The organism is Haloarcula sebkhae (genome assembly GCF_014647415.1).
Taxonomy (GTDB): domain Archaea; phylum Halobacteriota; class Halobacteria; order Halobacteriales; family Haloarculaceae; genus Haloarcula; species Haloarcula sebkhae.
The window spans coordinates 349,116-374,617 of record NZ_BMPD01000003.1 but is presented as its reverse complement, the minus strand read 5'-3'; the positions used below and the strand labels follow the sequence as shown (position 1 = coordinate 374,617).

Below are 25,502 nucleotides of genomic sequence, written 5' to 3'. Positions count from 1 at the left end.
AAGCCGGGATTACCGCCCGAGGTCGGCGTGCGCCGAGGAGAGGTGGCGCGAGGACAGTGCCGCAAGCAACGAGAGTTCGCCAGCCAGCGCGCCAGCGGCGATGACTTCGGCGAGCGCGTCGGCGTTGCTCCCGGCAGGGTCGCCGCCGCCGCTGTACCCCAGCACGTCAAGCGCTTCGGACTGGGTTGGCAGGCCCGTGCCGCCGCCGACGGTACCGACCTCCAGCGATGCGATGGTGACTGAGGCGTACAGGCCGTCCTCGCGGGCGTCGACCGTCGTGATAGCGTTGCTCCCCTCGACCACCTGTGCCATATCCTGCCCGAGCGCGAGGAACGCGGCGGCGACGACATTGGCGGCGTGGGCGTTGAACCCCAGCGCGCCGGCCTTTGCGGAGCCGACGAGGTTCTTTCGGGTGTTGGCCTCGACGATGGCGTCGGAGGTCGTATCGAGTCGATCCTCGACCTGTTCGTGGGGGATGAGTACGTCGGCGGCGACGGTACGGCCTCGACCCTCGACAGCGTTGATGGCAGCGGGCTTCTTGTCCGAACAGAGGTTGCCCGACAGCGCCACGAGGTCGGCCGGCGTCTCGGACTCGACGATATCGCAGGCCGCTTCGGTCGCGATGGTAGCCATGTTCATCCCCATCGCGTCCTTGGTATCGTAGGAGAACCGCAAGAAGACGCTGTCGCCGACGACGTAGGGTGTCACGTCCTGCAGTTCGCCGTGGCTCGTCGTCGACTCGGCGGCGTCGGCCAGCGTGTCGACATGTTCGCGGACCCAGGCCGACACCTCGCCCGCCTCGGCTACGTCCTCGACGCGAAACACCGGCGCACGGGTCATCCCGGATTTGAGGACGCGAGCGGTTGCACCGCCGGCGTTGCGGATGGTCGAGACACCGCGGTTGACTGAGGCCAGCAGCGCCCCCTCGCTGGTCGCCAGCGGGAGGTGGTGGTCGCCGTCAGCGGCTCCACCATCGACAGGCAGCGGGCCGACGACGCCCATCGGGACCTGTGCCGCGCCAACCATGTTCTCGATGTTGCTCTCGGCGTCGGCGGCGTCGAAGGTGTAGTCGCCGACAGCAGAGAGGTCCGTGTCGGTCTCCTCGGCCAGCAGGTGTCTGCGGGCCGCCGCTGCAGTATCGGGGTCAGCGTGGTCTTCCAGTTCGTAGATCCGCAACTCACCGTCACGAACGCGCTCTGCGAGCGCGACGACGTCGGAGTCGGTCATACTGACCGGTGTGGCTTCGGGACTCCTAACAGTTGCTCTTGGCGGGCCAAGAGTTTTGCAGTCGCCGCGCCCGGCGTCTGTATGGTCGACCGCGTATTCACGAACTGTGAGGTGCGACCACTGACCGGCGACGACCCGGCGTCCGCGGTCGCAGTAACGGACGGCACAGTTACCGCTGTCGGAGACCCGGCCGAACTCTCGACGGCGAGTGCCGAGATCGTCGACTGTCGCGGTGGCGTTCTGTTGCCCGGCTTCATCGACGCCCACACGCATCTGGACATCGTCGGCCGGCGTGCGGTCGAGGCGGACCTTGCCGGGGCAGACGGCCCAGACGACTGCATCGACCGGCTGCTGGCGGCCGACGACGGCGAGGGCTGGATACTCGGCTTCGGCTACGATGAGAGCGACTGGGGCGGAACTTTGCTGCGGGCGGCGACACTGGACCGAGTAAGTACCCAGCGCCCCGTTGCGGCCGCACGCGAGGACCTGCACACCGTGTCAGTGAACCACACCGCGCTGGACGTGCTAGACCTACCCGACGACGGCGTTCGGACCGAGGACGGCGCGCCGACCGGCGTTCTCGTCGAGGAAGCCGCTGAGGCCGTCTTCGACGCCATCGCGCCCGACTACACACAGACTCGGGAGTACCTGCTGGCTGCACAGGAGGTGGCGCTCTCGAAGGGGATCACCGCCGTCCACGACATGGTGCGGCAGTCGCATGCCCCACGAGTGTACCGCGATTTAGACACCGAAAACACCCTTTCCCTGCGAGTCCGCCTCAACTACTGGGCGGACCACCTCGATGCAATCAGAGAACTCGGTCTGGTGACGAACCACGGGAGCAACCGCGTCCGGACGGGCGCGATCAAGGCGTACACCGACGGGTCGCTCGGGGCCGGAACCGCGCGGCTCCGGGACCCATACGCCGACAGCGACAGCGTCGGCGAGTGGCGGACGGACCCCGACGCACTTCGGGAACTCGTGTCGGCGGTCGACGACGCGGGCCTCCAGTTCGCCGCCCACGCCATCGGCGATGCGGCTATCGACGCGCTACTCTCGGCTATCGAGTCCGTCGACGCCGCGGACGAGCGCCACCGTGTCGAACACGCCGAGGTCCTCACCGGTGACCTGGTGGAGCGACTGGCAGCGTCGCCACTGGTCGTTTCGGCCCAGCCGAACTTCCACCGCTGGGCAGCGCCGGGGGGTCTGTACGACGAGCGCCTCGGCGAGCGTCGCGAGCTGACGAACCGCTTCCGCGACCTCGTTGATTCCGGCGCACAACTGGCCTTCGGGAGCGACTGTATGCCGCTCTCACCGCTGTATGGCATCCAGCAGGCCGTCACTGCGCCGGAACCGAGCCAGCGCCTGACAGTCGACGAGGCGCTCCGGGCGTACACCAACGGTGCTGCGTATGCGGGCTTCGACGAGGACCGGATGGGCACGATTACGCCGGGATCGGTTGCGGATTTCACCGTGCTATCGGCCTCGCCGTGGGCAGTGCCTGGTGACGAAATTTCGGACATCGCAGTCGCGTTGACCGTTAGCGACGGCGACGTAGTGTTCGACGCCAGCGACTGAATCGAACAGACAGCGGCATCGAACCGTCCCGCTTTTTCTGTCATTCGATAACAAACAACGTGATTCAACAATACGGAATATGGAATCAGATTAATCGCCAAGGCCGGAAATAAAATCCGATGCACCATCAACCTCGGAAACAGAAGTATAGTTGCTACCAATTTTACCAACGGAACTTGGGTAGCCACCAATATCACGTATACAAGTTTCCTCACCACCAACCAACCTTTTTGAAGATAAAATCTTTTCACGAAGCAGTTCCGAAGTTCGAGTACCCACAGGTGGATACAACGTGCCCGAAATGGAAACCGCCGCGTTCGAGACGGATCTGAGCCTCTTCAAGTATGACAACCTCGAGCAACTCCCGCCGACGTACCGGGACCTTGAGGCAGACGAGCGAACCGAGCGCATCGAGAGCGCGCTCGCCGAGCTTGGCGACGACGTGGTCATCCTCGGCCACAACTACCAGCGGCAGGAGATTGTTGAACACGCCGACTTCATCGGCGACTCCTACCAGCTCTCGAAAGAAGCCGCCCAATCCGACGCTGACTACGTGATTTTCGGCGGCGTGACGTTCATGGCTGAATCCGCGGACATCATTACGGACGACGACCAGTCCGTAATTCTTCCGTCGATGGAGGCGTCCTGCCCGATGGCCGGCATGGCCGAGGCGCTGCAAGTCGACGCCGCGTGGGCGGAACTGACCGCGGCGCTCAACGACGACGAGGAAATCATCCCGATCACGTACATGAACAGCTACGCCGACCTGAAGGCCTTCTGTGCCGAGCAGGGCGGTTTGGTCTGTACCTCCTCGAATGCGCACAAGGCCTTCGAGTACGCCTTCGAGAAGGGCGACAAGGTGCTGTTCCTGCCCGACAAGCACCTCGGGGAGAACACGGCCCACCGGCTTGACATGGCCGACGAGACCGTCGAGTGGGACCCCTGGGACGCCGAAGGCACCGACGCCGCCGACGCCGTCGAAAACGACGTCATCCTCTGGGAGGGGTACTGCCAGGTTCACGAGCGCTTCCGCGAGCACCACATCGAGTCCGTCCGCGAGGACTACCCCGACGCAAACGTCATCGTCCACCCCGAGTGCCGACGAGAGGTCGTCGAGGCCGCTGACGTAGCCGGCTCGACGTCGACGATCTGTGAGTCCGTCGCCGAGGCCGACCCCGGCGAAACGTGGGCAATCGGCACCGAGATACACCTCACCCACCACCTCCAGCGGTGGCATCCCGACGTGAACGTCGTCCCGCTGTGTGGCGATGCCTGTATGGACTGCAACGCCATGCGCCAGATCGACCCGAACTACCTCGCGTGGGTGCTCGAGGAACTGGTCGAGGGCCGCGAGCGCAACGTCATCGAGGTCGCGCCCGAGGAAAAGGAACTGGCACAGGTCGCGATGGACCGAATGCTGGAGATCTAACCATGACAGACGACCCGATTACGACGGACGTACTGGTCATCGGCTCCGGTATCGCCGGGCTTGCGGCGGCACTCGCCGCGGCCCGTGAAGGCGACGACGTGACGCTCGCTACGAAGGCGACTCGCCCGGAAGGCTCCTCCTCCTGGTGGGCGCAGGGCGGCATCGCAATCTCCCGGGACACTCCCGAAGAGTTCAAAGAAGACATCATGGCCGCTTCCGACGGCACCGCCGACCCCGACGCCGTCGACGTGCTGGTCGAGAGCGCCAACGAAGCTGTCGAGGATGTGCTGTTGGAGACGCTGGACGTGGAATTTGACCAGAACGGGTCTGGCCACGACTTTACCCGCGAGGCCGCCCACAGCGAGGACCGCATCCTCCACGTGGACGCCTCGACGGGCAAGCACATCCACGTCCCGTTCTTGAACTACATCGACGACCACGACGGCGTGGAGATTCTGGACGACACCGCCGCGCTCGAACTCATCCGTCACGAGGGTCGGGTCCACGGTGCGATGCTCGAATCCGACGGCGAGGTCGACCCCTACTTCGCCGGCAGCGTCGTGCTAGCGACGGGCGGTATCGGCGACCTCTACCCGCGGACGACGAACCCCGACAACACGACCGGGGACGGCATCGGCATGGCCGCGCTCGCCGGAGCCGAGGTCGCGGACATGGAGTACGTCCAGTTCCATCCCACGGCCTGTACGCTCGATAGCGAGCCACCCCGTGGCTCGGACGGAGGCGGTGGAACCGCCGGAGCGGGCGATGTCGCGTTCCTCGTCAGCGAGGCCGTCCGCGGCGAGGGAGGTCTGCTCCGCAACGGCGACGGCGAGCGGTTCATGCCCGGCTACCACGCCGACGCCGAACTCGCGCCCCGTGACGTGGTCGCCCGTGCCGTCAAGGCCGAGCGCGAGGCAACAGGCGAAGTGACACTGGATGTCTCCCCGCTCGATTTCGCCGACGAGTTCCCCAACCTCGCCGACAGATGTGAGGAGCACGGGGTTGACTGGACAGATGGCATCCCGGTCGCGCCCGCCGAGCACTTCCTCTGTGGCGGCATCAGCGTCGATGACCGCGGTCGGACGACGCTGGATCGACTCTACGCCGTCGGCGAATGCTCCCGGACCGGCGTCCACGGCGCGAACCGCCTCGCCAGCACGTCCCTCCTTGAGGGACTCGTCTGGGGCCTGCGGGCCGGCGAAGACGCGGCCGGGGCCGAACCGGAGCCAATCGAAGCACCGGAGCTACTCGAACGGGACCCGGACCTGCCCGAGCGGTTCGCCCGGGACAAGTTCCAGCGGCTGACCCGCGTAATGGACGAGAACGTCGGCGTCAAGCGCGACCCCGCAGACCTCCAGCGAGCGATGGCCGTCCTCCGCCGACTCAAGGGCGAGGTCGACGCTTACGTCCGCACCCGGACCAGCCGGTCGCTGTACGAACTCCGCCACGCGAGCGTCACCGCCCTGCTGATCGCGCGCCACGCCGCCGAAAACGAGGAGAGCGTCGGCACGCACAATCTCGTGGACGCGAGCGAGGAGCCGCCGGAGTCCACGGCCGACTGATGCTCACCGACAGCGACATCGAGCGGTGGCTCCGCGAGGACGTAGGCCACCACGACGTAACCAACAGCGTGCCCGGGACGACTGAGGGCCGACTGGTAGCAAAGGAGTCCGGCGTGGTTGCGGGCCTCGACGCCGCTACCGCGGTGTTCGAGTATCTGGACTGTGCGGTGGAGACACCGGTCGACTCCGGGTCCGCCATCGACGCTGGCGACGTAGTGCTTCGCGTCGACGGCCCTGCACAGTCGGTGCTCCGCGGCGAGCGCGTCGCCGTAAACATCACAGGTCACGCTGCAGGCGTGGCGACGAAGACTCGGGCCGCCGTCGATGCGGCGGAATCCTCCACGGCAGATTCCACACCCCGCATCGCCGGCACGCGAAAGACTACCCCTGGCCTGCGCGGCATCGAAAAGCGAGCGGTGGCGGCTGGCGGCGGCGATACCCACCGGCTTGACCTCTCGCATATGGTGATGGTCAAGGACAACCACATCGCCGAAATGGGCCTCGTTGACGCTATTGAGCACTTCCGCGAGCGGGCCTCCTTCGCGACGAAGCTTGACGTAGAGGTCGAGGCCCCGGAAGACGCCCCACGGACCGCCGAGGCCGGTGCGGACATCGTCCTGCTGGACAACATGTCCCCCGGCGAGACCGAGCGGGCTGTCGACCTCGTGGCGGCGGCCGACGCAGATGCCCTCACTGAAGCCAGCGGCGGCATCACCGTTGCGGACGTCCCGGCGTACGCCGAAACGGGCGTGGACATCATCTCGATGGGGTCGCTGACCCACTCCGCACCGACGCTCGATTTCTCCTTCCGAACGGGCTGAGCACAGTCAGTCCGGCCGACTCGACGAGGATTCGGTCCTGAGCTCTGGCGGGAGTTCAAGTTGCTTGATACCGGCGCGGTCGTCGATTCGGAACCGGTACAGCGCTGTGGTTTCCGTCTCGGCCGCCCGCTCGAACACGTCTGGCTTCCAAGACGTATCGATCCGTTCTTCGATTGACTTGCGTTCGTCGTCGGGGACTCGTTCGATGGTCCCCGTCAGCAGAACGCTGCGCCAGTTGAACGTCGTCTCGATGTCGTAAATGAGAAACCGGGCAACGTCCGCGTCGTCGCTCGCCGTCACTTTCCGGCTGTCGGTACCGAGAGCGTAGACGAAGTAGAGCGCGGCATCGCCGTCGTACCAGAAACTGAGCGGGCGCAGTAGCGGCGCGGCATCAGTCGGGACGCCGAGTACGCCGACGCTTTTCCGTTCGAGGGTCTTTTCGATGTCCTCGCTGTCCATCTGGAGGATCCCGAAGTCTTCCAGTTCGTCAACTGTCATACCCTCAATTGTCGGCAAATAATCATAAACCCACAGGGCGCTGTCCGCGGACCCTCCGTTCAGCAGGCAGTGGTGCTTACCGGGGGTCCGTCTCAGCCCAGCCGGCGAGCGAGCATCACCTCGTCGACCAGTTCACCGCCGATGTCGTAGTGACCATCGCGGACAGCCTCGACCGTCCAGCCGGCCTCCTGCAGGAAGTCGACGGCCCGCTCGTTCGTGGCCGGCAGGCTGTTGTACACTTTTCGACAGCCACGGCTTGCGGCCCATTCGACCCCGCGGTGGAGCAGGTGACTGCCGATTCCGTGGCGGCGATACGTCTCCATCACGCCGAGTGTGAGTTCGGCTGTCGATGCGAGTTCGTCCACCTCGGACATGGCGACGTGGACCCAGCCGACGACATCGTCGTCGACGGTGGCGACGAACACGACGCGACAGCGGTTGGGTCCCCAGCGGACGAGCGTATCCTCGTAGGCCAGTTGCTCCGCGACGCCGGCCGCGATGATATACGGCGCTTCGCTGGTCACGTCGCGGATCGTGCCGACGACGCCGGAGAGATCCGACGGCCGGGACGGGCGTATCTCGTAGCTGACACCGGCCTCGTAATGTTCGGCCGTCTCACCGTCGTGCAGCGCCACCGTGAGCTTCCCGTCCTCGGTGGCCTCGATGAGGTCGTCCCGTTTGAGAATGGAGACGTGGTGCTGGAACCGCTCGGGGTCGACACTGATGGCTTCGGCCACCTCGGCGGGCGCGACAGGGCCGTTCCGTTCCACGAACCGATACACGTCAGACCGTTCACCACCGAGTTCGAGGTCTGTTGGGGACGGCATTTCGCTATGGCTCACTGACGACTGTATCCACTTGAAGCTACCCGGCACCGTCACCTGCAATGGCAAGCCATCTTGGTAGCGTCGCTGCCGTGGTCGCGGGTGAGAGCGGCTGGAACAGGCGTTGCTGCCGCGGGCAGCAAACCTCTCCGCATGAGGCTTTTGTACGGTCGTGGCTCATTCCCGACCATGCCAGACGCGGTCCGCCGCTGTCCCGAAGACGGCTTCTTCGAGGGCGACACGTGCCCGGTCTGTGGCGGAGCAGGAGCCCAGATTCTGGACGGCGCACGGCGACGACAGCTCTCGAAGTTCGTCTCGGGGGCGCTCAGACATTTCCCCGAGGACGCAGGCATCGAGGTAGACGAAGCGGGGCGGACGGACTTCGATTCCCTCCGCAGTGCAGTCAAGCGACAGTACGACTGGGCCGATGGTGAGGCACTGGCCGGCGTTATCGCCACGGACCCGAAAGGACGATTCGAGCGGACAGAAGCCAGTAGCGAGTCGAGCGCAGCAGCCGCTGGCGACCGTGTCCGGGCAGCCTACGGCCACTCTATCGACGTAACTCTCGACGGGGCCGACGACCCTGTGCCGGCGACGCTATATCACGGGACTGCACCGCGGAACGCCGATTCGATACGCGAAGCGGGGCTGAAGCCGATGGGCCGCCAGCAGGTCCACCTCTCCGAATCCGTCGCGACAGCCCGGGAGGTGGGGCGTCGTCACGCGGCCGACCCGGTCGTGTTCGTCGTCGACGCCGCAGCGATGCAGGCCGACGACCGCCGGATCGTCAAGCGCGGAACCGAGACGTACACGACTGCCCGCGTGCCGCCGCAGTATCTCTCCGTGCTCGAAAACTAGCGTGGTCACGCCGCCCGCTACTCGACCAGCGGCGTGCCAGTCATCACATCTGGCCGGTCGATCCCCACGAGCATGAGCATCGTCGGCGCGAGGTCGGCCAGCGTCCCGCCGTCGCGGGCGGTCCGTCCACCGGCGGTCCCGTCAGGAGAGAGGTAGATGAACGGGACGGGGTTGGTCGTGTGGGCCGTGTGCGGGTCCTCGACGGTCCCCATGTCGTCGGCGTTCCCGTGGTCGGCACAGATGAGTGCGTGCCCGCCGGCAGCCTGAATCGCCGCGATAAGCCGGCCGAGCTGTTCGTCGACGGCCTCGACGGCGGTCACCGCCGCGTCGAAGTCGCCGGTGTGGCCGACCATGTCGGGGTTGGCGAAGTTCAGGACCATCGCGTCGGGGTCCTCAGTCTCGATGAAGTCGATCGCAGTGTCGGCCAGTTCCGGCGCGCTCATTTCCGGTTGCATGTCGTAGGTCGCCACGTCGGGACTGTCGACGATTTCGCGGCTCTCGCCGTCGAACGCGACCTCACGGCCGCCGTTGAGGAAGTAGGTGACGTGGGGGTACTTCTCTGTCTCAGCCAGCCGGATCTGTGTCTTCCCGGCTTGGGAAAGCACCTCGCCGAGTACGTCCTCGGGCTGGTTCGGCGGGAACGCGACCGGCAGATCGAACGTCTCGTCGTACTGCGTCATCGTCACCAGCCTGGTGTCCGGCGGCTCGGTGTCGGCTCCCCAGTCGTCCGGGCGGATGTCGCCGAGCATCCGGGTGAGTTGCCGGGCGCGGTCCGACCGGAAATTGAAGAAGATGACCGCGTCGTCGTCTTCAAGGCCGGCGTGGTCGCCGACGGTCGTCGGCTCGATGAACTCGTCAGTGGTGTCGCGAGCGTACGACTCCGTGGCGGCCGTGACGGCGTCGTCGGCGTGGTGGTCGCCCTCGCGATGAACGATGGCGTCGTAGGCCCGGCGAGTCCGCTCCCAGTTCTGGTCGCGGTCCATCGCGTAGTAGCGCCCGCAGACGGTGGCGATATGGCCAGTTCCGTACTCGTCGGCGTGGGCTTCGAGGTCGGCGAGGTAGTCCTCGCCGCCGGTCGGCGAAGTGTCACGGCCGTCGGTGAGGGCGTGTGAGACGGCCTCGGTATCACGCTCGCCGGCGAGTTCGATGAGCGCATGGAGATGGTCCTGATACGAGTGGACGCCACCGTCGGAGACGAGGCCCATGAAGTGGACCCGGCCGCCGTGGTCTTCGGCGTGCTCGAAGGCCGACAGAATCGTCTCGTTCTCGAAGAATGGCGGGTCCTGCGCGTCGTCGTCGGGCGGTGATTCGCCACGTGAGCGAGCGATACTGTCGCTGACGCGAGCGGAGTCCTGCTTGACGACGCGGCCGGCCCCGATGTTGAGGTGGCCGACCTCGGAGTTGCCCATCTGGCCCTCCGGGAGGCCGACCCGGCGGCCGTGGGTCGCAAGCGTCGATGCTGCGCCTGCGTCTCGGTAGCGGTCGAAGTTCGGCGTGTCGGCGGCGGCGACGGCATCCCGAACATCGTCGTCCGGATTCAGGCCCCAGCCGTCCAAGATGATGAGTCCGGCGTCCATACCCGGTGGGTCACGCGACCGGCGTAATACACTGTCGGTCAGCACCGAACGTGACGGTCGATAATGCGAAATTCGGCAGTGCTGATGGGGCTATTCCCCCGCCTCCGCCCCGCTATCGTTGTCGGTATCTGGAACCCTGAAATTAAGAGGGTGGCCCGCCTTCGGTCTGGCATGACTCGGAACATTCTCTCGGACGATCTGGCCGACGCAATTGTCACGACAGCCCGGACAGCGACAGGCGACTCGCTCCGCTCGGTGACGTATTTCACACGTGCGAACTTCGAGCAACTCTACCTGCGGGAGGATCTCGAACAGGACGCCGACCTCAACGACTTCGTCGGCCACGAGTGGCAGGGGTACAAGCAGACGAAGAACGCCTATCAGGAGTCCGAACTGGGCGATTATCGCTTCACCGTGCGTGCGTTCTCCAACGGCTACCTCGTGCGGGCGACAACCGAACGACAGGGCGTGCTCATCACCACAGACGGCCTGACCATGCAGTCCTACGAAGAGATCGCCGAGGCGATCGAACGCATCCTCCGTGAAGAGTCCGGCAAGGAGTAATACTGTCGGCTGTAACTGTTACAAGATATTCACTACCTGGAGTGGCGAAATTCGTCACAGACGTCCAGTCGCTAGTATGAGCACCGAGTCGGCGGGCGACCAAAGGGTTATGCCCGTCCCGGCGAACCCACGGGCATGACGCTGGACCCGGTCCACGTCGACGGGATCGCCAAGCTCGCCGGGCAGGTGCGCGAGACCGTCGAGACGAGTGACCAGGAGGCGGCTGCCGAGGAAGTGTGGGACAACTTTCTGGACCCGCTGTGGCAGGACGGAACGAAGATTCTGGAGCCACTGGACGAGCAGCGCCGCCGGAAGGTCCCCATCGAGGATATCGCGCTGGCGGACCCGCCGTTTCCGACCCAGCACGGTCTGGACTCGGGGACGATCAATCCGACGACGTTCAAGAACGGGCTGGTGCTGGACGTGGCACAGGCGGCGATGGGCAGTGTCCCCTCGGACGTGGAACTCCACCGGGGCCGGACCATCATCATGGCCGTCCACTCGAACGACGCGACTCTGGGGTTCGACGGCGAGTGGCAGGGCGGGGACCGCGGCTACGCCAAGCGGCGCGTCCTCGACGTGCCACAGGTCGACCGCTACGAACAGCGAGTCGTCCACGCGCTGGCGCTGTACCTCGCGGAGAGCCGGCACGCGCTGACCAACGCCGACGTGGTCGAGGACCTGTTCATCCTCGACGGCCCTATCTACCCGACCGGCGTGCTCCGCTGGGCCGACCGCGACACCGAACTGGCCGACCTGCTCGCGGAGGACGACCGCCCCAAAACGGTCGTGAACAACTACGTCGACCTCGTCGAGCGGTTCGTCGAGCGAGACGTCCCGATGGTGGGATTTATCAAGAACTCCTCAACGAAGGCCCTCACACGGGCACTCCGCCGCAAGACCAACGCCCCATGGGTGAACGACACCGCCTTCTTCCGCCGAATTCTGGAGCGCCGCGACGACGAAGGTGAGCTGCAGACCGACTGTCTCACTGCGACGAACTGGTTCCGCTCGCGAGGGGGCACCGACGGCATCATGGCCGCCGATGGCGACGCGCTGGGCATCGAGCGGTCGCTCGACCCAGAAGCGTACGAAGTGACGTTTTTCGTCCTCTACGACCCGCGCTCGGATCTGGTGTTCCGCGTCGAGGCCCCGTACGCGTTCACCCAAGACCCGGACCGACGGGCCAAACTCACGCGACAGATACTCCACGATGTGGCCCGGGAACAGGGGCCGCCACTGGCTATTGGGAAGGCCGACGAACTCGCCAAAATCGACCGGCAGGGCAGCGAAGAACTCACCCGCCGCATCGAGCGAACGTTTGAGACTGACCGAGAGCGGGAGTACAACGACATCCGGTGGGGAGCCGTCGAAGAATCGTTCTGAGGGGGTTAGTCACGACGGGCCAGCACGATAGCGTAGAGGAGGACGAGGAGACCGGCGAGTTCCGTGATAGTGCCCGGAAGGGGAAACACCACTCGCGGGAGGACCTGCACGGCACTAAGGGTAACGAGGTACGAGACGAAGGTGAGGAGACTGATTCCGGTAGCCAGTGCGAGCATGGAGCGGGTCCGCCGTCGACGGTAGCCAACGAGCGCCAATGCAGCAATGAGCAGTCCGATCCCCGTCTGTGCGAGGTGGAACGCAGTGTTCACGGTGACCCACGTTTCGGCGGAGAGGCCGGCAAAATCCATCAGAGCCCCTCCCAGAGGTCTACCAACGCATCGGCGAACTCGTGTGTCTTTGACTCGACAGAGAGGCTCACGTCGAAGGCCCCTTCGGTGAGACAAACGGTGAGTTCGTCCATCTGTGCCTCGTACACGTCTACGTGGTGCCCGTCATCCGCGATTTGCGTTCGGGCAGCGACGAGGCCGCAGTCCTCAAGTGCGTCGAGACGGCGATACACGGTCGAGAGTGACATGTCGCAGTCGTTGCTGAGTTCAGTTGCTGTCATCGGCCTGTGACTCGTGGCTGCAAGGAGCGCGCGAGCGTATTCGTCATCGAGGAGGGCAAACACCTCGGTCGGGGACGGGTCCTCGGCCACGTGTAGCGGTTTCACCCGAGACCGTTGTATAACTCACCGGTCGTTCGCTGACTCAGAAAACAGCGGGAAAGCATGCCGGTTCGACTACGCCGTCTCGGCCTGCTGAACCGTCACGTCGACTGTCTCGCCGGCCACACCGAGCCGGGCGAACTGCGTCCGGACGTGTTCTTTGGCCGCGTCGATGGCCGCATCACGCGTCTCGAAACCGCGGGGCATCGGGGATTCGAAGGCGATTCGGATCTCGCGGTCGCCGATTGATTGGACCTGGCCGCCACTTTCGACCTCGTAGAAGGCGTCACAGACCCAGACGTAGGGCGTCCCCTCGTCCGGCGCGCCGTTGAACTTGGGCGGCTCCTCGCCCGGTTCGTACAGCGTCCCGGTCAGCGCCGTTCCGCCTGCTGTCCCCCGAATAAGCAACATACTCCGATATAGGGGTCCCAGCGGCAAAAGATTCTCCCCCGGGGCAAGCGGTCGCCCCGACGCCGCCGGAGTGAAACCGGTCGCTCTGGGGACCGCTCGCATCCCGACGGGGGGTCTTCGACTGCTGGCCTCCCAAGCGGTATCCGAATGTGTTCTTTCTCGTGCTGCGGGATTTGGCACGTGCCGAGACAAGTCGTATGTCAGTGGGTGCCGCAGATAGTCGTATGTCAGGCTCGACTGGTGCCAGTGTTCGGTTACTTCGTAACGCGACTGTCCTCGTAGACGTTGGAGACGTGACGTTCCTCGTGGACCCGATGTTCGCGTCACCTGGGGAGAACCCGCCTGTGCCGAATTCGCCGAACGACCGTCGAAACCCGCTCGTCCCAATGCCCGACGGTGACCTGTCCTACGACGCCGTGGTTGTCACGCACCGCCACCAGGACCACTGGGACGCGGCGGCCAAGGCGGAACTCGATGCCGACGTGCCGCTGTTCTGTCAGCCCGAGGAGGTGGACGCGTTCATTGACGAGGATTTCACCGATGTCCGACCCGTCAACGACGAGGCGTCTATCGGGCGAGTCTCGATTCACCGAACGCCAGGGCGGCACGGGCACGGAGAGTTAGCGGCGGAGATGGGTCCCGTTTCGGGATTCGTGTTTGAGGGAGACGAAACGGTGTACGTCGCAGGCGACACGATCTGGTACGAGCCGGTCGAGGAAACACTCGACCGGTTCGAGCCCGACCTAGTCGTGCTGAACGGCGGTGAAGCGCAGTTCGAACAGGGCGACCCCATCACAATGGGCGTCGAGGATATCACAGCTGTCCGGGATGCGACCGCCGCTACGGTCGTCGTCGTTCACATGGAGGCGATCAACCACTGCCTGCTCAGCCGGGACGAGCTACGGTCGGCGACAGAGGGCGTTCGGGTTCCCGACGACGGGGAATGGGTCAACCGATAGGCACGATCAGTTAGCAGGTGCTTTCACGAAGGCGCTGTCAGATGCCACGGAGACACCATCAGGTCAGGGCTCACAGTCGACCACCACGGGCAGGTGGTCGGAGCCGTAGTGGTCGTCGTTGCGGTCGGCGATGACCGCTCTGGTGTCGACGGCCACGTCCTCGCTGACGAACACGTGGTCGATCCCCATCTCGGGGAGCAGGTCGTGGAAGTCGGTTCGGCTCGTCGTCGGGCCGTGTGTGGTGGTCGCCGTGTCGCGGGCATCGACGAGGCGGCGGCCGTCAGGGAGTTCGTGTCCCGCAGCGCGCTCGTAGGCCGGTTCGCCAACGACGCAGTTGAAGTCGCCCATCAACACCGCGGGTGCGTCCCGGGCGACAGAATCGAGGTGGTCGAGTACTAGCTCGATCCCCGAAATCCGTGCGTCAGCACCCTGATGATCGAGATGTGTGTTCAGACACAGCAGGTCATCGTCGGTGTCGCGGTCACAGAGACGCACCCAGGTCGCTACGCGGGGATAGGCGGCGTCCCAGCCGACGCTGCTCGGCTCGGCGGGCTGTTCGGAGAGCCAGAACGTGTTCGTGGCCGCGCAGTCGAAGCATTCGGTCCGGTAACCGATGGCCGTGTGCTCCCCGCCGGCGTCGACGGAGTCACGCGGGTCTCCGACCCACTCGTAGCCGTCAAGCAACACCTCTAGCTCTCGAAGCTGGTGGGCCATCGCTTCCTGAACGCCGATAATATCAGGGTTGTGATACTGAATTATCCCCGCCACCAGCCGCCGCCTGTGGGACCACCCGTCTACCCCATCCCCGGCGGTGTCGTACCGCACATTGAAAGACATCACCCGCGTCGGCTTCATATGCGTTCGTTGACAGCCATCCGGGTAAGGTTTCACATTCATGCTGCTGGGGAAAGGTGTTAATCCCCGGCTACCCTGGACTGGGGTATGTCCGACCTCGGGGATTTCACTGATTTCGACGGCGACGACGCGGCGGCCGACGACGAGGCCGCACAGTCGGCCGAGACGGCCGACGACGGCGACCGGGCTGTCGACGCGGCGGCAGGCAGCGACCCGACAGCACAATCTACAGACGACGATTTCGAAGATATGGACGTGACACCGGCCGGAACGGACACCGGTCTCGGTGTCCTCTCGGCGGCGAACGGCCTCCGGATCAGCGAGGAAGCGGAGGAAACGGTCCTGCGGGCGTACGTCACCGCGCGGAACCGCTCGCGCCTGCGCATCGGGACGTATTTGCTTGTCCCCTACCCAGGAGGAGAGCGCCTGTTCTGTCGTATCAAAGCGCTGGAGTACGCCCAGGAGTTCCACGCCGACGACGCGACCGAAATCCACGCCCGGCGAGCGATGCGCGAGCGGGGCATCGACGAGCGGGATTTCAAATTCATCGCAGAACTTGAGCCAGTCGCGGTGCTGTACTCCGACGACGGCGAACTCAAACGCCGGATGACCGACCGGGTACCAAAACCCGAAACCGTCGTCCGAGAGGCCACGGATAAGTCCGAGATCAAGACCGGCCTGAAGATTCCCGAGGACGGTGTTTTCCTGGGCCACCTTGCCGTCGGCGGCGAGAAGGTTCGTACCGCCGCCGAGCCGCCGACCATCGACTACCGGCTGAAAGACGACTACGACGCCGGCGACCCGCTCGTGTTCCGGCACACCCTCGTCGCAGGTGGGACCGGGTCCGGGAAGACCCACAGTTCGAAGAACGTCCTGCGGCAGTATCTCGGCCGGACCTACGAGATGGGCGACGGCCGCACGCCCGAACTCGCCGTGGTCCAGTTCGATCCGCAGGACGAGTACGCCCAGATGCACGACGACAACCCCGCGATGACCGACGAATTCGAGCGCCGGTGTGAACGGGAGGGCGTCGCCTACGGCGGACACGACGACACCATCGCCTTCGTCCCGAAGGTTGCGGGGGCCGACTACAACGCCAGCCACCACCGCGCCGAGCAGGTGGAGTTCACGATCCCGTTCTCGCTCGTCCACGACAACCCCTGGCTCATCGCCGGGTCGAGCCTGAACGACAACCAGTACGGTGCGCTGGTGAACACGCTGCTGCCGCGCTTTGAGCGGGAGTACGGGGAGAGCGGCACGTACAGCGACTTTCGGACCTTCCTCGGTGACCCCGCGCTCAAGGAGGAACTGGACGAGGCGGGCGACGTCCACGAGGCCACGTTCGACGCCGTTAAGCGCCGCGTTCAGGGTTTCGGCGCGGTCTTCGACCAGGATGCCCGGCCGATCACCGACCAGATATCGCAGTTTGTCCGCGACGGCGGTCTGACGGTCATCCCGACGTACCACATCACGGACTCCCGGACCGCGTCGACCATCGTACTCGCCGTCTCCAGCCTGCTCATCGACCAGAAGCTCTCGAATGATCCGGACTACGACCGCATCAAAGAGACGCCGCTCGTCCTCGGGATGGACGAGGCTCACAACTTCCTCACCGACGCCGACAGCGTGCAGGGCCGCAAGGTCATCGGGAAGTTCACCGAGGCCGCCAAACAGGGCCGCAAGGAGCGCCTCGGCCTGTACCTCATCACACAGGACCCACAGGACATCGCCGACCCGGTGTTCAAGCAGATCAACACGACGATGGTGCTCAACCTCGGCGACGAAGACGCCATCTCGGCGGTGAACATCCCCAGCAACCTCGAATCGAAGGTGCCCTACATGGAGAAGGGCCAGCGGGTCGTCTACTCGCCCGACAACTCCGAGCCGGTCGAACTGATCGGCCTGTCGACGTGTGTGACTCGCCACGGGCGGGACTAACAAACCGCAGGCCAACTCACCGATTGCAGCGGGCCGAAGATTCAAACCGGCCCCAGCGGAAGTGTGCGTATGGCAAAGCGAATCCTTGTTCCGGTCGACAGCTCAGATCAAGCACCGGTCGCCTGTGCGTTCGCAGCCGAAGAACATCCGGACGCGACGATCGTTCTCTTGCACGTCATCAACCCTGCAGAGGCCGGCTACAGCGCGGAGGCATCGATTCCCTCGTTCTCCGAGGAGTGGTACGAGACACAGAAGGCGACGGCGGAGGACCTCCTCGACGACCTCGAGGCGGAAGTGACCGAGGCCGGCGTCGAGTCTGTCGAACGCGTCGTCGAGGTCGGGCGACCGACAAAAGTCATCGTAGAGTACGCGGATGACCACGACATCAACCAGATCGTCATGGGGAGCCACGGCCGCTCGGGGATGTCCCGTATCCTGCTAGGGAGCGTCGCCGAAATCGTCGTTAGACGAGCGTCTGTCCCCGTAACTGTCGTCAGATAGCGCTACGGGTGCCGGACGATGTGGACGTCGTATTCGGGGTCTTCTGATACCGGTGAGCCGACGCTACAGACCGGCGTCGACACCCGCCCGGCGTTCTCGCTGCCGATGAACACGATTGAGGCCCCCTCTTCGTGAGCGACTTCTCTGATCGTCCGGGTGATGTCTGTCGTCGTCGACGCCATCGAACTCACGTCTTCTGGGACCTCATAGCGGAACGACGACGCTGGGGCGACCGACTCGACCTGCTCTCGCATTCGGTCGGCGATAGCTTCGGTGTCGAACTCCTCAGTGTCGTCGAGCCAGCCCCGCTCCCGCGCATACGCCGCATCGTCCGGGATAACGGATAGCGCGGTGATATCCTCGTCGCGGTAGTCCGCGAACTCCATCGCCCGCGTTAGCGCGGCTTTCGACAGGGCCGAGCCGTCGAAGGGCACGAGTAGTACCATACCCCACCTGTCGCCCGGTTGTGATTTATTGGTTCCGCAAGCCGGCACGATCTGAGACAAATACCGCTGGGGTCGGTACACTGCAGTCCTGCGGTAAGCCAAGCGAATAACCCAGCAAGGTGTCTGTAACTAATTGTGAGGAGTGTGATCAATAGCCATGGATTCGCTAGAGGATACACTCAGATACCCCATGGAAGACGACGACTGGACCGTGACTGTCCTCATCGGCGGCGTCCTCAGCCTCCTCTCGTTCCTCGTCGTCCCTGCCATCCTCGTGTACGGCTATCTCGTTCAGGCAGTCCGCGAACGGGCAGACGGAGCGACACAGCCACCGGCGTTCGAAGACTGGGGCGACCTGCTCGTCGACGGCGTCAAAGCCTGGGTCATCGGCATCGTGTACATGGTCGTCCCGCTCGTCGTGTTCGGGGTGACCGTCGGCGGCAGCCTGGTCGCGATGGCGACCGGGACTCGCGCCGGAGCGGGTGCCGGTCTGGCCGGCCTCTTCGGCGGACTGGCGATCTCGTTCGTCCTGTCGCTGGTGTTCGGCTACGTGGCGACGGCCGCCATCATCCACTTCGCCTGTACCGGCGAGTTCGGTGCCGGGTTCGACTTCGGAACACTTCGGAAACTGGTCCTATCCCCGGAGTACGCGACACCGTGGCTGGTCTCGATTGCGCTGTTCATTGCCGTCAACGTCGTGGTGAACTTGCTCAACGTCATCCCGTTCATCGGCTCGCTCATCGCCGTGATTCTCAGTCCGTTCGCCACCTTCTACGTGCTGGTCGTCGCGACGGACCTCTGGGCCGGCGGCTACAACGCCGCACTCGACGAGCGGGACGAACCGGAGTCGGTCGGGACGGCAACGGTTTAGAAGATGTTGGCCTGCTGATAGACCGAGATGCCGTCGTTCGTTATCTCGTAGGGTTTCGTCTCCCGCGAGTGGTTCGCGTTCCGTATCTTCTGGATCTCGACGGCGAGTCGCGTCTCGCCGGTGTCTGACCGGACGTACTGCAGGATGAACACGGCGTCGGTCAGGTATTCGATGATACCGTGTCTGGATGCGAAGGGGTTGCTCTCGCTGGCCTCGGAGACAAGCATCGTCGTCACGCCGGCCTGTTTCAGCGATCGGGTGAAATCGAACACTTCAGTTCGTCTACGGGACTGGTCGTCGTACATCATCTCGAGCAGCGAGACGGAGTCGAGTACCAGCCGGTCGGCGTCGAACTTCTCAATGAGCGCCGGGAGTTCGCCCCGGATGTTATCGAGGCTGTTTGCCATCTCAACCGGATCAAGATCGACAATCGCTAGCTGGCCCTGTTCCTCGTACTCCTCGAACCCCCAGCCGCGGTCACCGGCGGTGTCCAGTATCGCGTCATGAGACTGCTCGAGGGTCAGAAACACCGCGTTCTCGCCGTTTTGCAGGCCGTGGTGAAGGAACTGTAGCCCGAACGTCGTTTTCCCGGTTCCGGCCGAACCGATGGTGACGATGAGGTGGCGCTGTGGAACCCCGCCCTGAATCATCTGATCGAGGCCCTCGATACCGATGTCGACCCGCGGGATGTCGGACTCGAACTCCTCCTCGAAGTCGCTACCGCTGTCACCGTCACCGCTGCCGGCAGACTCGAACGCGCTGGCGAAGTCGTCGTCGAAGAGCCCGCCGCCGTCGTTGCCGGGGGACCCAGCGTCGGCAGCCCCACTCTCGCTACTGAAGCGGTCATCGCCGCTGTCGTCGAACGGACTGCTGTCACTGTCCCCGCCAGAGGCGGTGCTGTCGTCGTCGCTAAACGGGCTGCTATCGTCGTCTTCGCTAAAATCGGCGCTGCCATCGTCAAACGGGCTACCGTCGTCGTTGCCGTCGTCATCGAACGGGCTACTATCGGCGTTGCCGTCGTCGCCGTCGGTCTCAAACGGCACAGTGTCGCTAGACGCCGATTCCTCGGCATCGCTCCCGGATGGTGTCGTCGAAGTGTCTTCAGCCTCCGTTGGTTCGCTGTCGCCGTCCTCGTCGTCCAGCGCACTTTCGAACCAGTCGTCGTCGGACTCGTTGTCCTCACTCATACGCACGACCACCAGCCACACGAACGGCCCATGGAAGTGGATACGCGTCGGGACTGATATAATTGCCGTCGTAGAGGGTTTATATACGGCCGGCGGGAACGTCCGGCAATGACTGTCGGGATCGTCGCGCAGCGGGACAACGACCGGGCCATGTCGCTTGCGAGTACACTGTGTGACCGACTGCGCGCCACGTCGGCGGCCGTCGTCGTGGACGAAACGACCGCCGGGGCGTTGGGTGACCACGACGCGTGGGAGGCCGCTGTACCCGATTCGGCCCCAGTCGAGGAGATGTCAGCCTGTGACCTTGTCGTGAGCATCGGTGGCGACGGGACGTTTCTGTACGCCGCCCGCGGTGCGGGGTCGACGCCGATACTCGGGGTCAATCTCGGTGAAGTCGGCTTTCTAAACGCTATCGCACCCGAAGAAGCCGTCGAGACGGTTGTCGCGGAGGTCGAACACATCCAGAAGACCGGGAGCGCCCGGACGCGGGCCAAGCCGCGGCTACAGGCCAGCGGCGACGACTGGGAGCTGTCGCCGGCGCTGAACGAGGTCGTCGTCCAGGGCGAGCGCCGTGGTCACGGCGGCGGGGCGACGCTCGACGTGTACGTCGACGACTCGCTGTACACGTCCGGCCACGCCGACGGCGTACTGGTGGCGACGCCCACCGGATCGACGGCGTACAATCTCAGCGAACGCGGCCCGCTCGTCCACCCCGACGTGGCCGGTCTCATCGTCACCGGAATGGCAGACGAAACGGGGACGCCGCCGCTGGTCGTCGACGTTGACAGCGAAATCGTCGTCGAACTCACGGACGCCGACAGCGGTGTCGTCGTCAGTGACGGTCGGGTTCGAAAGGATGTGGTCCCGCCGGAGCGGATAACGATCTCGCGTGCGGGCGAGCCGGTCCGGCTAGCCGGGCCGCCGCTTGATTTCTTCACCGCACTCGACAAACTGGCCTAACGCCGACCGACGGCGTACAGCACCGGTGCGAGGACGAGCAGGACCAGACCGAACAGTTTGTACTGGAACGCCGACGCGAGGACGCTCGCACTGTTTGGTTCCATCGCCGACGCCGGCGTAATCACGAGCAGTGCGCCCAGCGCAATCGTGTGTAGTCCCAGCATCCGGAGCGATCGTTGCGGGAGAATTGCGACGAGCCCACCGACAAAGCCGAGTAGCAGGACATCACCGATGGTGTAGTTCAGCAGGAAACTATCGATGAGTTGCAGCGGTGACGCGAGCATTCCTATCCAGAATCTCGCCGGGATGGAATCTTTAAAGTTCCGTTACGCCGCCGACCCGCGGGCGGCATTCGGCCGTTCAATCGCCCGTTGTCCCCAGCGGCGTGAGCAGGAGGTAGCCGGCCGACGGGGCGCCGGCCGTCCGCAGCCGGAACTGTCTCGGTTCGTCGAGTGCCGTCGAAAGGGCCACGACATCGAGGTCAGTTGTACTGACTGTCTCGGCGTCAACTTCGTCGATACCAGCCACGAGCAGTGCCTCGGAGAGGGCCGTTCCGTTGAGGCGGTCGGACGGCACGTCGAACGTGGTCCCGAACGCCTCGTTTGCTGCACGCACGACCGGGCCATGGCCCTCATCGGCGAAGTACAACACCGGGTCCGGATGACCGTCGAAGAGATCCACCGGCTGTGGCTCCGGTGTCTGCTCGGCGTCTGCCGACACGGTCATTGTCTCGTCAGTCGTCTCACCGGGCGAATCAGTCACCAGAAGGTAGGAAACGCCGCCCAGCCCGCCGCCAAGCGCCAGACCGAGGCCGATGGTGACCTGTTCCGAGAACGCGAGCGAAAACACGGACTGCACCACCAGCGCGACGGTGGCAAACACGACCGCTCCTGCCCCTATCCAACCGACCACGGCCGCGAGGCTCCCAAGGCGATGTCGACCGCCTGTGCCCGCCGACGACTTGCTCATCGGTACACACTCAATGGGCCATCGGTTAACCCTTTTCGAGAGAGGGGTGCCGATAAGACATATACAGTCGCCAGCCCTAGGCCTGTCCAATACCGTGTCCAGAACTACAGGCGGCCCACCGCGGGTACTCGTCGTTGACGACGAACACGACGTCGCCGACACGCAGGCACTGAAACTCGGCGAGCGCTACGAGACAACTGTCGCATACAGTGGCCAGGCGGCGCTCGACGCTGCCGGCCCGGAGTTCGACGCTGTGTTGCTCGACCGACGAATGCCCGACGTCCACGGTGACGACGTGCTTTCACGGTTGCGCGAGCGGGGGTACGATGGCATCATTATCATGCTGACCGCAGTCGACGCCGACCTGAACATTCTGGAGATGCCCTTCGACGACTACCTCCAGAAGCCGGTTGACCAGTCGACGCTCCTGTCGACGCTCGACCAGCACCTCGACAGGTCCGTCGAAGACGACAGGCTCGACGAGTACTTCCGTATCTCCTCGAAGCTCTCCGTGCTGGAACGCGAGAAATCCGCGTCACAACTGGAGTCAAACGACGAGTACACCAGACTGAAAGAACGAGCCAGAGAACTAGAGTGGGTGCTGCACGCCGAAAACGATGATTTCGAGGAGCTGAAGGAGACGTACCAGTCGATCAGCCGAAGCTAGGTGTCGAGAATCAGCGTCTCTTCGATGTACTCGTCGATGGTGTCCCGAACCGCGGCGACAGGGTTGTCGTTGCGTGTTGCGCTCTGAAGGATTACACCGTCGAGTATCGTGATCATGAATCGCGAAACCGTGTTGGGGTCGACCTCGGCGAAGACCCCCTGTTCGATGCCGTCTTCGATGATCTGTACGAGTTGCCGAGTAAACAGTTCGTCCGTCTCAGTGAACTTCTCGCGGAAGTCCGGATTCTGGACTGCCTGAGCGCGCATCTCGACGTATGAACCGAGTACGGCGTTCTTCTCGGGCGTTTCGACGCAGTCAGGAAAATCGTCGAGCACGAGGCTGACAAACGTCTTGATGTCCTGTTCGGGGTCGCCGGTCGACTCGATCTGGAAGATGCGGTTAAACTCCGTGAGGATAAACTCCTGAAACGACAGCAGAAGGTCCTCCTTGCCATCGAAGTGGTGATAGAACGTCGATTTGCTGAGGTCGGCCTCGTCCGCGATTCGCTGTATCGAAAGTCCGGCATACCCGTATTCCCGGAGGGCACGAAATGTAGCTCGCATTATTGCCTCGTGCGAGTCCGCCGGCTCCCCGGCAAACGGAATTCCATCACTCATCCCGACCGAATATTCGTTCGGGAAGTAAATACCTTCCCACTGTTACTGAACCACAACGTTGATAGGCGACCGAACGTTCGTTCGATGTACACGGTTCGGACGGGAGTCTGCACAGACGTATGTGGGTTTATATCCCGATCTCCCAAGCATGACCTCCGCTCCGGACAGAAACAAACGGTAAGGAATGTCCGAAGTGTCCTACGCATGAAACCACGAACATTACTGACGCTGGCTGTTATCGCATTGCTCATGGCGTCCGGAACGGCGATCGCCGCCGTATCCGGGAGCCCCGACTTCGACGCAACGTTCGTCGATGATACCGTCACGCCCGGTGAGGAGACGACACTCGACGTTGTGCTCGTCAACAGCGGCACGGTCGACTCCGGTCCGACGACGCAGGCGGTTCGGAGTAGCGAAGTAACGACCGCCCGCGGTACCACAGTCAAGGTCAATGACGGAGATGCCCCGATCACGGTGACAACGAACAAGCAGGCCGTCGGCTCCGTCCCGGAAGGCAAGACAGAGCCGATTTCCTTCGAGGTGAGCGTCGATGACGACGCAAGTCCCGGAGACTACACCGTTCCCGTCATTGTCGAGTACGAATACACGAGCTACATTTCCGAGGGTGACGGCGCACGTGACGAAAAATCCACCACCGAACGGATCGAACTCGAACTCGAAATCGACGACGACGCGGCCTTTGACGTGGTGAGCGTCGATTCAGGGGCGCGCGTTGACTCGGTCGGGACGGTCGCAGTCACCGTCGAGAATACTGGTGACGAACCAGCCCGGGAAGCCTCAGTAACGCTGGAGTCGACGAACCCTGAACTCACAGTCGGTAGCGACACCAGCAGCTCCCGGTTCATCGATACCTGGGAGGCTGGTGAACAGCGGACGCTCCGGTACCGCGTCGGTGCAAGCGGTGACGCCAGAGCCGAACCGTATCAGTTCGACCTGCAAGTCGACTTCGACGACACGGACGGGGTACGAAAGAGTACCTCGGCCTCTTCGCTCGGGATTACACCTGCCCGCGAGCAAACGTTCACTGTCGAACGTACTGATAGCGACGTTGCTGTCAGTGACTCCGGGACCTACAATGTGACTCTGCGCAACGACGGGCCTGTCACGGTCTCAGACGCGACAGTGACACTTACCACGCAGAACAGCGAGATTACGTTCGGGCAGTCCGAATCCACGTCACAGTTCATCGGCTCCTGGGAGCCCGGTGAAACGCGAACAGTGAGTGTTGACGCAAGCGCAAGTGACGACGCCAAGATACAGAGCTACGCCCTGTCGGCGTCAGTGAGCTACGACGATCCCGAAGGCGATGCCGGCGTCGCTGACGACATCTCGCTGGGACTCACACCCGAGCCCGAACAGTCCTTCGCCATGGGTGACGTCGAATCGTCCCTGCAGGCAGGTGACGATGGCACGCTGGAAGCGTCACTGACCAACACCGGGGACCGAACAGTCCGCAACGTCGTTCTGAACTGGGCGAGCACCCACGACAACATCTCACCGAAAGAGACCCAGTACGCGGTCGGTGACCTCGAACCGGGCGAGTCAGCGACCGTCTCGTTCGACGCCGACGTGTCGGACAACGCGAACTCCGGCCCGCGGCAGTTCGACTTCGTCGCCAACTACCGCAACAGCGAGGGCGATAAGCGCGAGAGCGACACGCTCGAAATCCGGCAGAGCGTCGACGGCAGCGCCGACGAGTTCCTCGTCGAGTCGACGAACGCGTCCGTCAACGTTGGTGGGTCCAGCACGCTCGAAGTGACTATCACCAACGACGCCGGTGAGCGACTGACCGATATCGAGGCAAAGCTGTTCGCAGAGTCCCCAATCTCCGTCTCGGACGACCAGGCGTACATCGACAGTCTCGACCAGGGCGAGTCGACGACCATCGAGTTCGGTATCAGCGCAAGCGGTGCCGCGATGACGAAGAGCTACCCCGTCTCGGTCGACTTCCAGTACGAGGAGCCGGACGGAGATACGCCGGTGTCCGACACCTACCGGCTTCCCGTCTCGGTGACCAACTCCGGCGGTGGCAGTTCGCCGCTAACGGCGATTATCGGCGTTGCACTCGTGGCCGCCCTGGCCATCGGCGGCTACTTCAGGTTCCGCTAA

27 protein-coding genes are annotated in these 25,502 nt (G+C 64.0%); 14 read left to right on the top strand and 13 right to left on the bottom strand.

What is annotated here, in order from left to right; translation table 11 throughout:
- Positions 1–9: 9 nt before the first annotated feature.
- Complete coding sequence (gene hmgA, locus IEY38_RS11635) at positions 10–1,227, bottom strand: hydroxymethylglutaryl-CoA reductase (NADPH) (RefSeq protein WP_188977956.1); 1,218 nt, start codon at positions 1,225–1,227, stop codon at positions 10–12.
- An 81-nt stretch (positions 1,228–1,308) separates the two neighbouring features.
- On the opposite strand from hmgA, the gene IEY38_RS11630 reads away from it, so the two are divergent.
- The 4 genes from IEY38_RS11630 to nadC all read left to right on the top strand — a co-directional run bounded on the left by IEY38_RS11630 (position 1,309) and on the right by nadC (position 6,617).
- Positions 1,309–2,805 (top strand): amidohydrolase, encoded by a 1,497-nt coding sequence (locus IEY38_RS11630; RefSeq protein ID WP_188977954.1) that lies wholly within the window; start codon positions 1,309–1,311, stop codon positions 2,803–2,805.
- Between the two features lie 301 nt (positions 2,806–3,106).
- Positions 3,107–4,234 (top strand): quinolinate synthase NadA, encoded by a 1,128-nt coding sequence (gene nadA, locus IEY38_RS11625; RefSeq protein ID WP_188978235.1) that lies wholly within the window; start codon positions 3,107–3,109, stop codon positions 4,232–4,234.
- A 2-nt stretch (positions 4,235–4,236) separates the two neighbouring features.
- On the top strand, positions 4,237–5,796 hold the full coding sequence (locus tag IEY38_RS11620) for an L-aspartate oxidase (protein WP_188977952.1): 1,560 nt from the start codon (positions 4,237–4,239) through the stop codon (positions 5,794–5,796).
- Positions 5,796–6,617 (top strand): carboxylating nicotinate-nucleotide diphosphorylase, encoded by an 822-nt coding sequence (gene nadC, locus IEY38_RS11615; protein ID WP_188977949.1) that lies wholly within the window; start codon positions 5,796–5,798, stop codon positions 6,615–6,617. Before IEY38_RS11620 ends, nadC begins: the two co-directional genes overlap by 1 nt.
- Before the next feature lie 6 nt (positions 6,618–6,623).
- Here the strand turns inward: nadC and IEY38_RS11610 are convergent, their stop codons facing one another.
- Positions 6,624–7,115, bottom strand: a complete 492-nt coding sequence (locus tag IEY38_RS11610; protein ID WP_188977947.1) for a pyridoxamine 5'-phosphate oxidase family protein — start codon at positions 7,113–7,115, stop codon at positions 6,624–6,626.
- 92 nt (positions 7,116–7,207) lie between these two features.
- Positions 7,208–7,942 carry a bifunctional helix-turn-helix transcriptional regulator/GNAT family N-acetyltransferase gene (locus tag IEY38_RS11605; protein WP_188977945.1) on the bottom strand — a complete coding sequence of 245 codons (735 nt, stop codon included), beginning with the start codon at positions 7,940–7,942 and terminating at the stop codon, positions 7,208–7,210.
- A gap of 186 nt (positions 7,943–8,128) precedes the next feature.
- Between IEY38_RS11605 and IEY38_RS11600 the strand changes: the two genes are divergently transcribed.
- A complete protein-coding gene (locus IEY38_RS11600; protein ID WP_188977943.1) occupies positions 8,129–8,797 on the top strand; it encodes an RNA 2'-phosphotransferase in 669 nt (222 codons plus the stop codon).
- Between the two features lie 17 nt (positions 8,798–8,814).
- On the opposite strand, the gene gpmI is transcribed toward IEY38_RS11600, so the two are convergent.
- Positions 8,815–10,374, bottom strand: coding sequence for a 2,3-bisphosphoglycerate-independent phosphoglycerate mutase (gene gpmI, locus IEY38_RS11595; RefSeq protein WP_188977941.1), 1,560 nt, complete (start codon positions 10,372–10,374; stop codon positions 8,815–8,817).
- A gap of 171 nt (positions 10,375–10,545) precedes the next feature.
- Here gpmI and IEY38_RS11590 point away from each other — a divergent pair, with 171 nt between their 5' ends.
- Both IEY38_RS11590 and IEY38_RS11585 read left to right on the top strand, forming a co-directional pair.
- A complete protein-coding gene (locus tag IEY38_RS11590; RefSeq protein WP_170098404.1) occupies positions 10,546–10,938 on the top strand; it encodes a DUF7522 family protein in 393 nt (130 codons plus the stop codon).
- 135 nt (positions 10,939–11,073) lie between these two features.
- Positions 11,074–12,324, top strand: coding sequence for a DNA double-strand break repair nuclease NurA (locus tag IEY38_RS11585; protein ID WP_188977939.1), 1,251 nt, complete (start codon positions 11,074–11,076; stop codon positions 12,322–12,324).
- A gap of 5 nt (positions 12,325–12,329) precedes the next feature.
- Here the strand turns inward: IEY38_RS11585 and IEY38_RS11580 are convergent, their stop codons facing one another.
- From IEY38_RS11580 to IEY38_RS11570, 3 genes are all read right to left on the bottom strand, one after another.
- Positions 12,330–12,632 (bottom strand): hypothetical protein, encoded by a 303-nt coding sequence (locus IEY38_RS11580; RefSeq protein ID WP_188977936.1) that lies wholly within the window; start codon positions 12,630–12,632, stop codon positions 12,330–12,332.
- Entirely contained in the window at positions 12,632–12,982 is a 351-nt protein-coding gene (locus IEY38_RS11575; RefSeq protein ID WP_188977934.1) for a winged helix-turn-helix domain-containing protein, read from the bottom strand. Before IEY38_RS11575 ends, IEY38_RS11580 begins: the two co-directional genes overlap by 1 nt.
- Before the next feature lie 84 nt (positions 12,983–13,066).
- Positions 13,067–13,402 carry a DUF7113 family protein gene (locus tag IEY38_RS11570; protein ID WP_005535914.1) on the bottom strand — a complete coding sequence of 112 codons (336 nt, stop codon included), beginning with the start codon at positions 13,400–13,402 and terminating at the stop codon, positions 13,067–13,069.
- 224 nt (positions 13,403–13,626) lie between these two features.
- On the opposite strand from IEY38_RS11570, the gene IEY38_RS11565 reads away from it, so the two are divergent.
- Positions 13,627–14,361, top strand: a complete 735-nt coding sequence (locus IEY38_RS11565; RefSeq protein WP_188977932.1) for an MBL fold metallo-hydrolase — start codon at positions 13,627–13,629, stop codon at positions 14,359–14,361.
- Between the two features lie 63 nt (positions 14,362–14,424).
- Here the strand turns inward: IEY38_RS11565 and IEY38_RS11560 are convergent, their stop codons facing one another.
- The gene (locus tag IEY38_RS11560) at positions 14,425–15,216 is read right to left on the bottom strand and encodes an endonuclease/exonuclease/phosphatase family protein (RefSeq protein ID WP_188977930.1); all 792 of its coding nucleotides are present in this window, start codon (positions 15,214–15,216) and stop codon (positions 14,425–14,427) included.
- 87 nt (positions 15,217–15,303) lie between these two features.
- On the opposite strand from IEY38_RS11560, the gene IEY38_RS11555 reads away from it, so the two are divergent.
- Positions 15,304–17,154: an ATP-binding protein gene (locus tag IEY38_RS11555; protein ID WP_188977928.1), complete on the top strand. Its 1,851-nt coding sequence runs from the start codon at positions 15,304–15,306 to the stop codon at positions 17,152–17,154.
- 69 nt (positions 17,155–17,223) lie between these two features.
- On the top strand, positions 17,224–17,655 hold the full coding sequence (locus tag IEY38_RS11550) for a universal stress protein (protein WP_004593769.1): 432 nt from the start codon (positions 17,224–17,226) through the stop codon (positions 17,653–17,655).
- Positions 17,656–17,657: 2 nt separating this feature from the next.
- Here IEY38_RS11550 and IEY38_RS11545 read toward each other — a convergent pair whose 3' ends face one another.
- Entirely contained in the window at positions 17,658–18,101 is a 444-nt protein-coding gene (locus tag IEY38_RS11545; RefSeq protein ID WP_188977926.1) for a universal stress protein, read from the bottom strand.
- A 157-nt stretch (positions 18,102–18,258) separates the two neighbouring features.
- Here IEY38_RS11545 and IEY38_RS11540 point away from each other — a divergent pair, with 157 nt between their 5' ends.
- Entirely contained in the window at positions 18,259–18,972 is a 714-nt protein-coding gene (locus IEY38_RS11540) for a DUF4013 domain-containing protein (protein WP_188977924.1), read from the top strand.
- Here the strand turns inward: IEY38_RS11540 and IEY38_RS11535 are convergent.
- The gene (locus IEY38_RS11535) at positions 18,969–20,159 is read right to left on the bottom strand and encodes a KaiC domain-containing protein (protein WP_188977922.1); all 1,191 of its coding nucleotides are present in this window, start codon (positions 20,157–20,159) and stop codon (positions 18,969–18,971) included. The genes IEY38_RS11540 and IEY38_RS11535 overlap by 4 nt on opposite strands.
- A gap of 108 nt (positions 20,160–20,267) precedes the next feature.
- Between IEY38_RS11535 and IEY38_RS11530 the strand changes: the two genes are divergently transcribed.
- Complete coding sequence (locus tag IEY38_RS11530) at positions 20,268–21,119, top strand: NAD(+)/NADH kinase (RefSeq protein WP_188977920.1); 852 nt, start codon at positions 20,268–20,270, stop codon at positions 21,117–21,119.
- Here the strand turns inward: IEY38_RS11530 and IEY38_RS11525 are convergent.
- Both IEY38_RS11525 and IEY38_RS11520 read right to left on the bottom strand, forming a co-directional pair.
- Positions 21,116–21,403, bottom strand: a complete 288-nt coding sequence (locus IEY38_RS11525; protein WP_170098416.1) for a hypothetical protein — start codon at positions 21,401–21,403, stop codon at positions 21,116–21,118. The genes IEY38_RS11530 and IEY38_RS11525 overlap by 4 nt on opposite strands.
- 76 nt (positions 21,404–21,479) lie before the next feature.
- Positions 21,480–22,088 (bottom strand): hypothetical protein, encoded by a 609-nt coding sequence (locus tag IEY38_RS11520; protein WP_049943989.1) that lies wholly within the window; start codon positions 22,086–22,088, stop codon positions 21,480–21,482.
- A gap of 94 nt (positions 22,089–22,182) precedes the next feature.
- Between IEY38_RS11520 and IEY38_RS11515 the strand changes: the two genes are divergently transcribed.
- Entirely contained in the window at positions 22,183–22,755 is a 573-nt protein-coding gene (locus IEY38_RS11515) for a response regulator (protein WP_188977918.1), read from the top strand.
- On the opposite strand, the gene IEY38_RS11510 is transcribed toward IEY38_RS11515, so the two are convergent.
- The gene (locus tag IEY38_RS11510) at positions 22,752–23,372 is read right to left on the bottom strand and encodes a TetR/AcrR family transcriptional regulator (protein WP_005535931.1); all 621 of its coding nucleotides are present in this window, start codon (positions 23,370–23,372) and stop codon (positions 22,752–22,754) included. The two genes, IEY38_RS11515 and IEY38_RS11510, sit on opposite strands and share 4 nt — an antisense overlap.
- A gap of 204 nt (positions 23,373–23,576) precedes the next feature.
- Here IEY38_RS11510 and IEY38_RS11505 point away from each other — a divergent pair, with 204 nt between their 5' ends.
- The gene (locus IEY38_RS11505; protein WP_188977917.1) at positions 23,577–25,502 is read left to right on the top strand and encodes a COG1361 S-layer family protein; all 1,926 of its coding nucleotides are present in this window, start codon (positions 23,577–23,579) and stop codon (positions 25,500–25,502) included.

Excerpts from the sequence above, each read along its gene's own strand:
- hmgA (WP_188977956.1), bottom strand. The coding sequence starts at position 1,227 with ATGACCGACTCCGACGTCGTCGCGCTCGCAGAGCGCGTTCGTGACGGT.
- IEY38_RS11630 (WP_188977954.1), top strand. The coding sequence starts at position 1,309 with ATGGTCGACCGCGTATTCACGAACTGTGAGGTGCGACCACTGACCGGC.
- nadA (WP_188978235.1), top strand. The coding sequence starts at position 3,107 with ATGGAAACCGCCGCGTTCGAGACGGATCTGAGCCTCTTCAAGTATGAC.
- IEY38_RS11620 (WP_188977952.1), top strand. The coding sequence starts at position 4,237 with ATGACAGACGACCCGATTACGACGGACGTACTGGTCATCGGCTCCGGT.
- nadC (WP_188977949.1), top strand. The coding sequence starts at position 5,796 with ATGCTCACCGACAGCGACATCGAGCGGTGGCTCCGCGAGGACGTAGGC.
- IEY38_RS11610 (WP_188977947.1), bottom strand. The coding sequence starts at position 7,115 with ATGACAGTTGACGAACTGGAAGACTTCGGGATCCTCCAGATGGACAGC.
- IEY38_RS11605 (WP_188977945.1), bottom strand. The coding sequence starts at position 7,942 with ATGCCGTCCCCAACAGACCTCGAACTCGGTGGTGAACGGTCTGACGTG.
- IEY38_RS11600 (WP_188977943.1), top strand. The coding sequence starts at position 8,129 with ATGCCAGACGCGGTCCGCCGCTGTCCCGAAGACGGCTTCTTCGAGGGC.
- gpmI (WP_188977941.1), bottom strand. The coding sequence starts at position 10,374 with ATGGACGCCGGACTCATCATCTTGGACGGCTGGGGCCTGAATCCGGAC.
- IEY38_RS11590 (WP_170098404.1), top strand. The coding sequence starts at position 10,546 with ATGACTCGGAACATTCTCTCGGACGATCTGGCCGACGCAATTGTCACG.
- IEY38_RS11585 (WP_188977939.1), top strand. The coding sequence starts at position 11,074 with ATGACGCTGGACCCGGTCCACGTCGACGGGATCGCCAAGCTCGCCGGG.
- IEY38_RS11580 (WP_188977936.1), bottom strand. The coding sequence starts at position 12,632 with ATGGATTTTGCCGGCCTCTCCGCCGAAACGTGGGTCACCGTGAACACT.
- IEY38_RS11570 (WP_005535914.1), bottom strand. The coding sequence starts at position 13,402 with ATGTTGCTTATTCGGGGGACAGCAGGCGGAACGGCGCTGACCGGGACG.
- IEY38_RS11565 (WP_188977932.1), top strand. The coding sequence starts at position 13,627 with ATGTCAGGCTCGACTGGTGCCAGTGTTCGGTTACTTCGTAACGCGACT.
- IEY38_RS11560 (WP_188977930.1), bottom strand. The coding sequence starts at position 15,216 with ATGAAGCCGACGCGGGTGATGTCTTTCAATGTGCGGTACGACACCGCC.
- IEY38_RS11555 (WP_188977928.1), top strand. The coding sequence starts at position 15,304 with ATGTCCGACCTCGGGGATTTCACTGATTTCGACGGCGACGACGCGGCG.
- IEY38_RS11550 (WP_004593769.1), top strand. The coding sequence starts at position 17,224 with ATGGCAAAGCGAATCCTTGTTCCGGTCGACAGCTCAGATCAAGCACCG.
- IEY38_RS11545 (WP_188977926.1), bottom strand. The coding sequence starts at position 18,101 with ATGGTACTACTCGTGCCCTTCGACGGCTCGGCCCTGTCGAAAGCCGCG.
- IEY38_RS11540 (WP_188977924.1), top strand. The coding sequence starts at position 18,259 with ATGGATTCGCTAGAGGATACACTCAGATACCCCATGGAAGACGACGAC.
- IEY38_RS11535 (WP_188977922.1), bottom strand. The coding sequence starts at position 20,159 with ATGAGTGAGGACAACGAGTCCGACGACGACTGGTTCGAAAGTGCGCTG.
- IEY38_RS11530 (WP_188977920.1), top strand. The coding sequence starts at position 20,268 with ATGACTGTCGGGATCGTCGCGCAGCGGGACAACGACCGGGCCATGTCG.
- IEY38_RS11525 (WP_170098416.1), bottom strand. The coding sequence starts at position 21,403 with ATGCTCGCGTCACCGCTGCAACTCATCGATAGTTTCCTGCTGAACTAC.
- IEY38_RS11520 (WP_049943989.1), bottom strand. The coding sequence starts at position 22,088 with ATGAGCAAGTCGTCGGCGGGCACAGGCGGTCGACATCGCCTTGGGAGC.
- IEY38_RS11510 (WP_005535931.1), bottom strand. The coding sequence starts at position 23,372 with ATGAGTGATGGAATTCCGTTTGCCGGGGAGCCGGCGGACTCGCACGAG.
- IEY38_RS11505 (WP_188977917.1), top strand. The coding sequence starts at position 23,577 with ATGAAACCACGAACATTACTGACGCTGGCTGTTATCGCATTGCTCATG.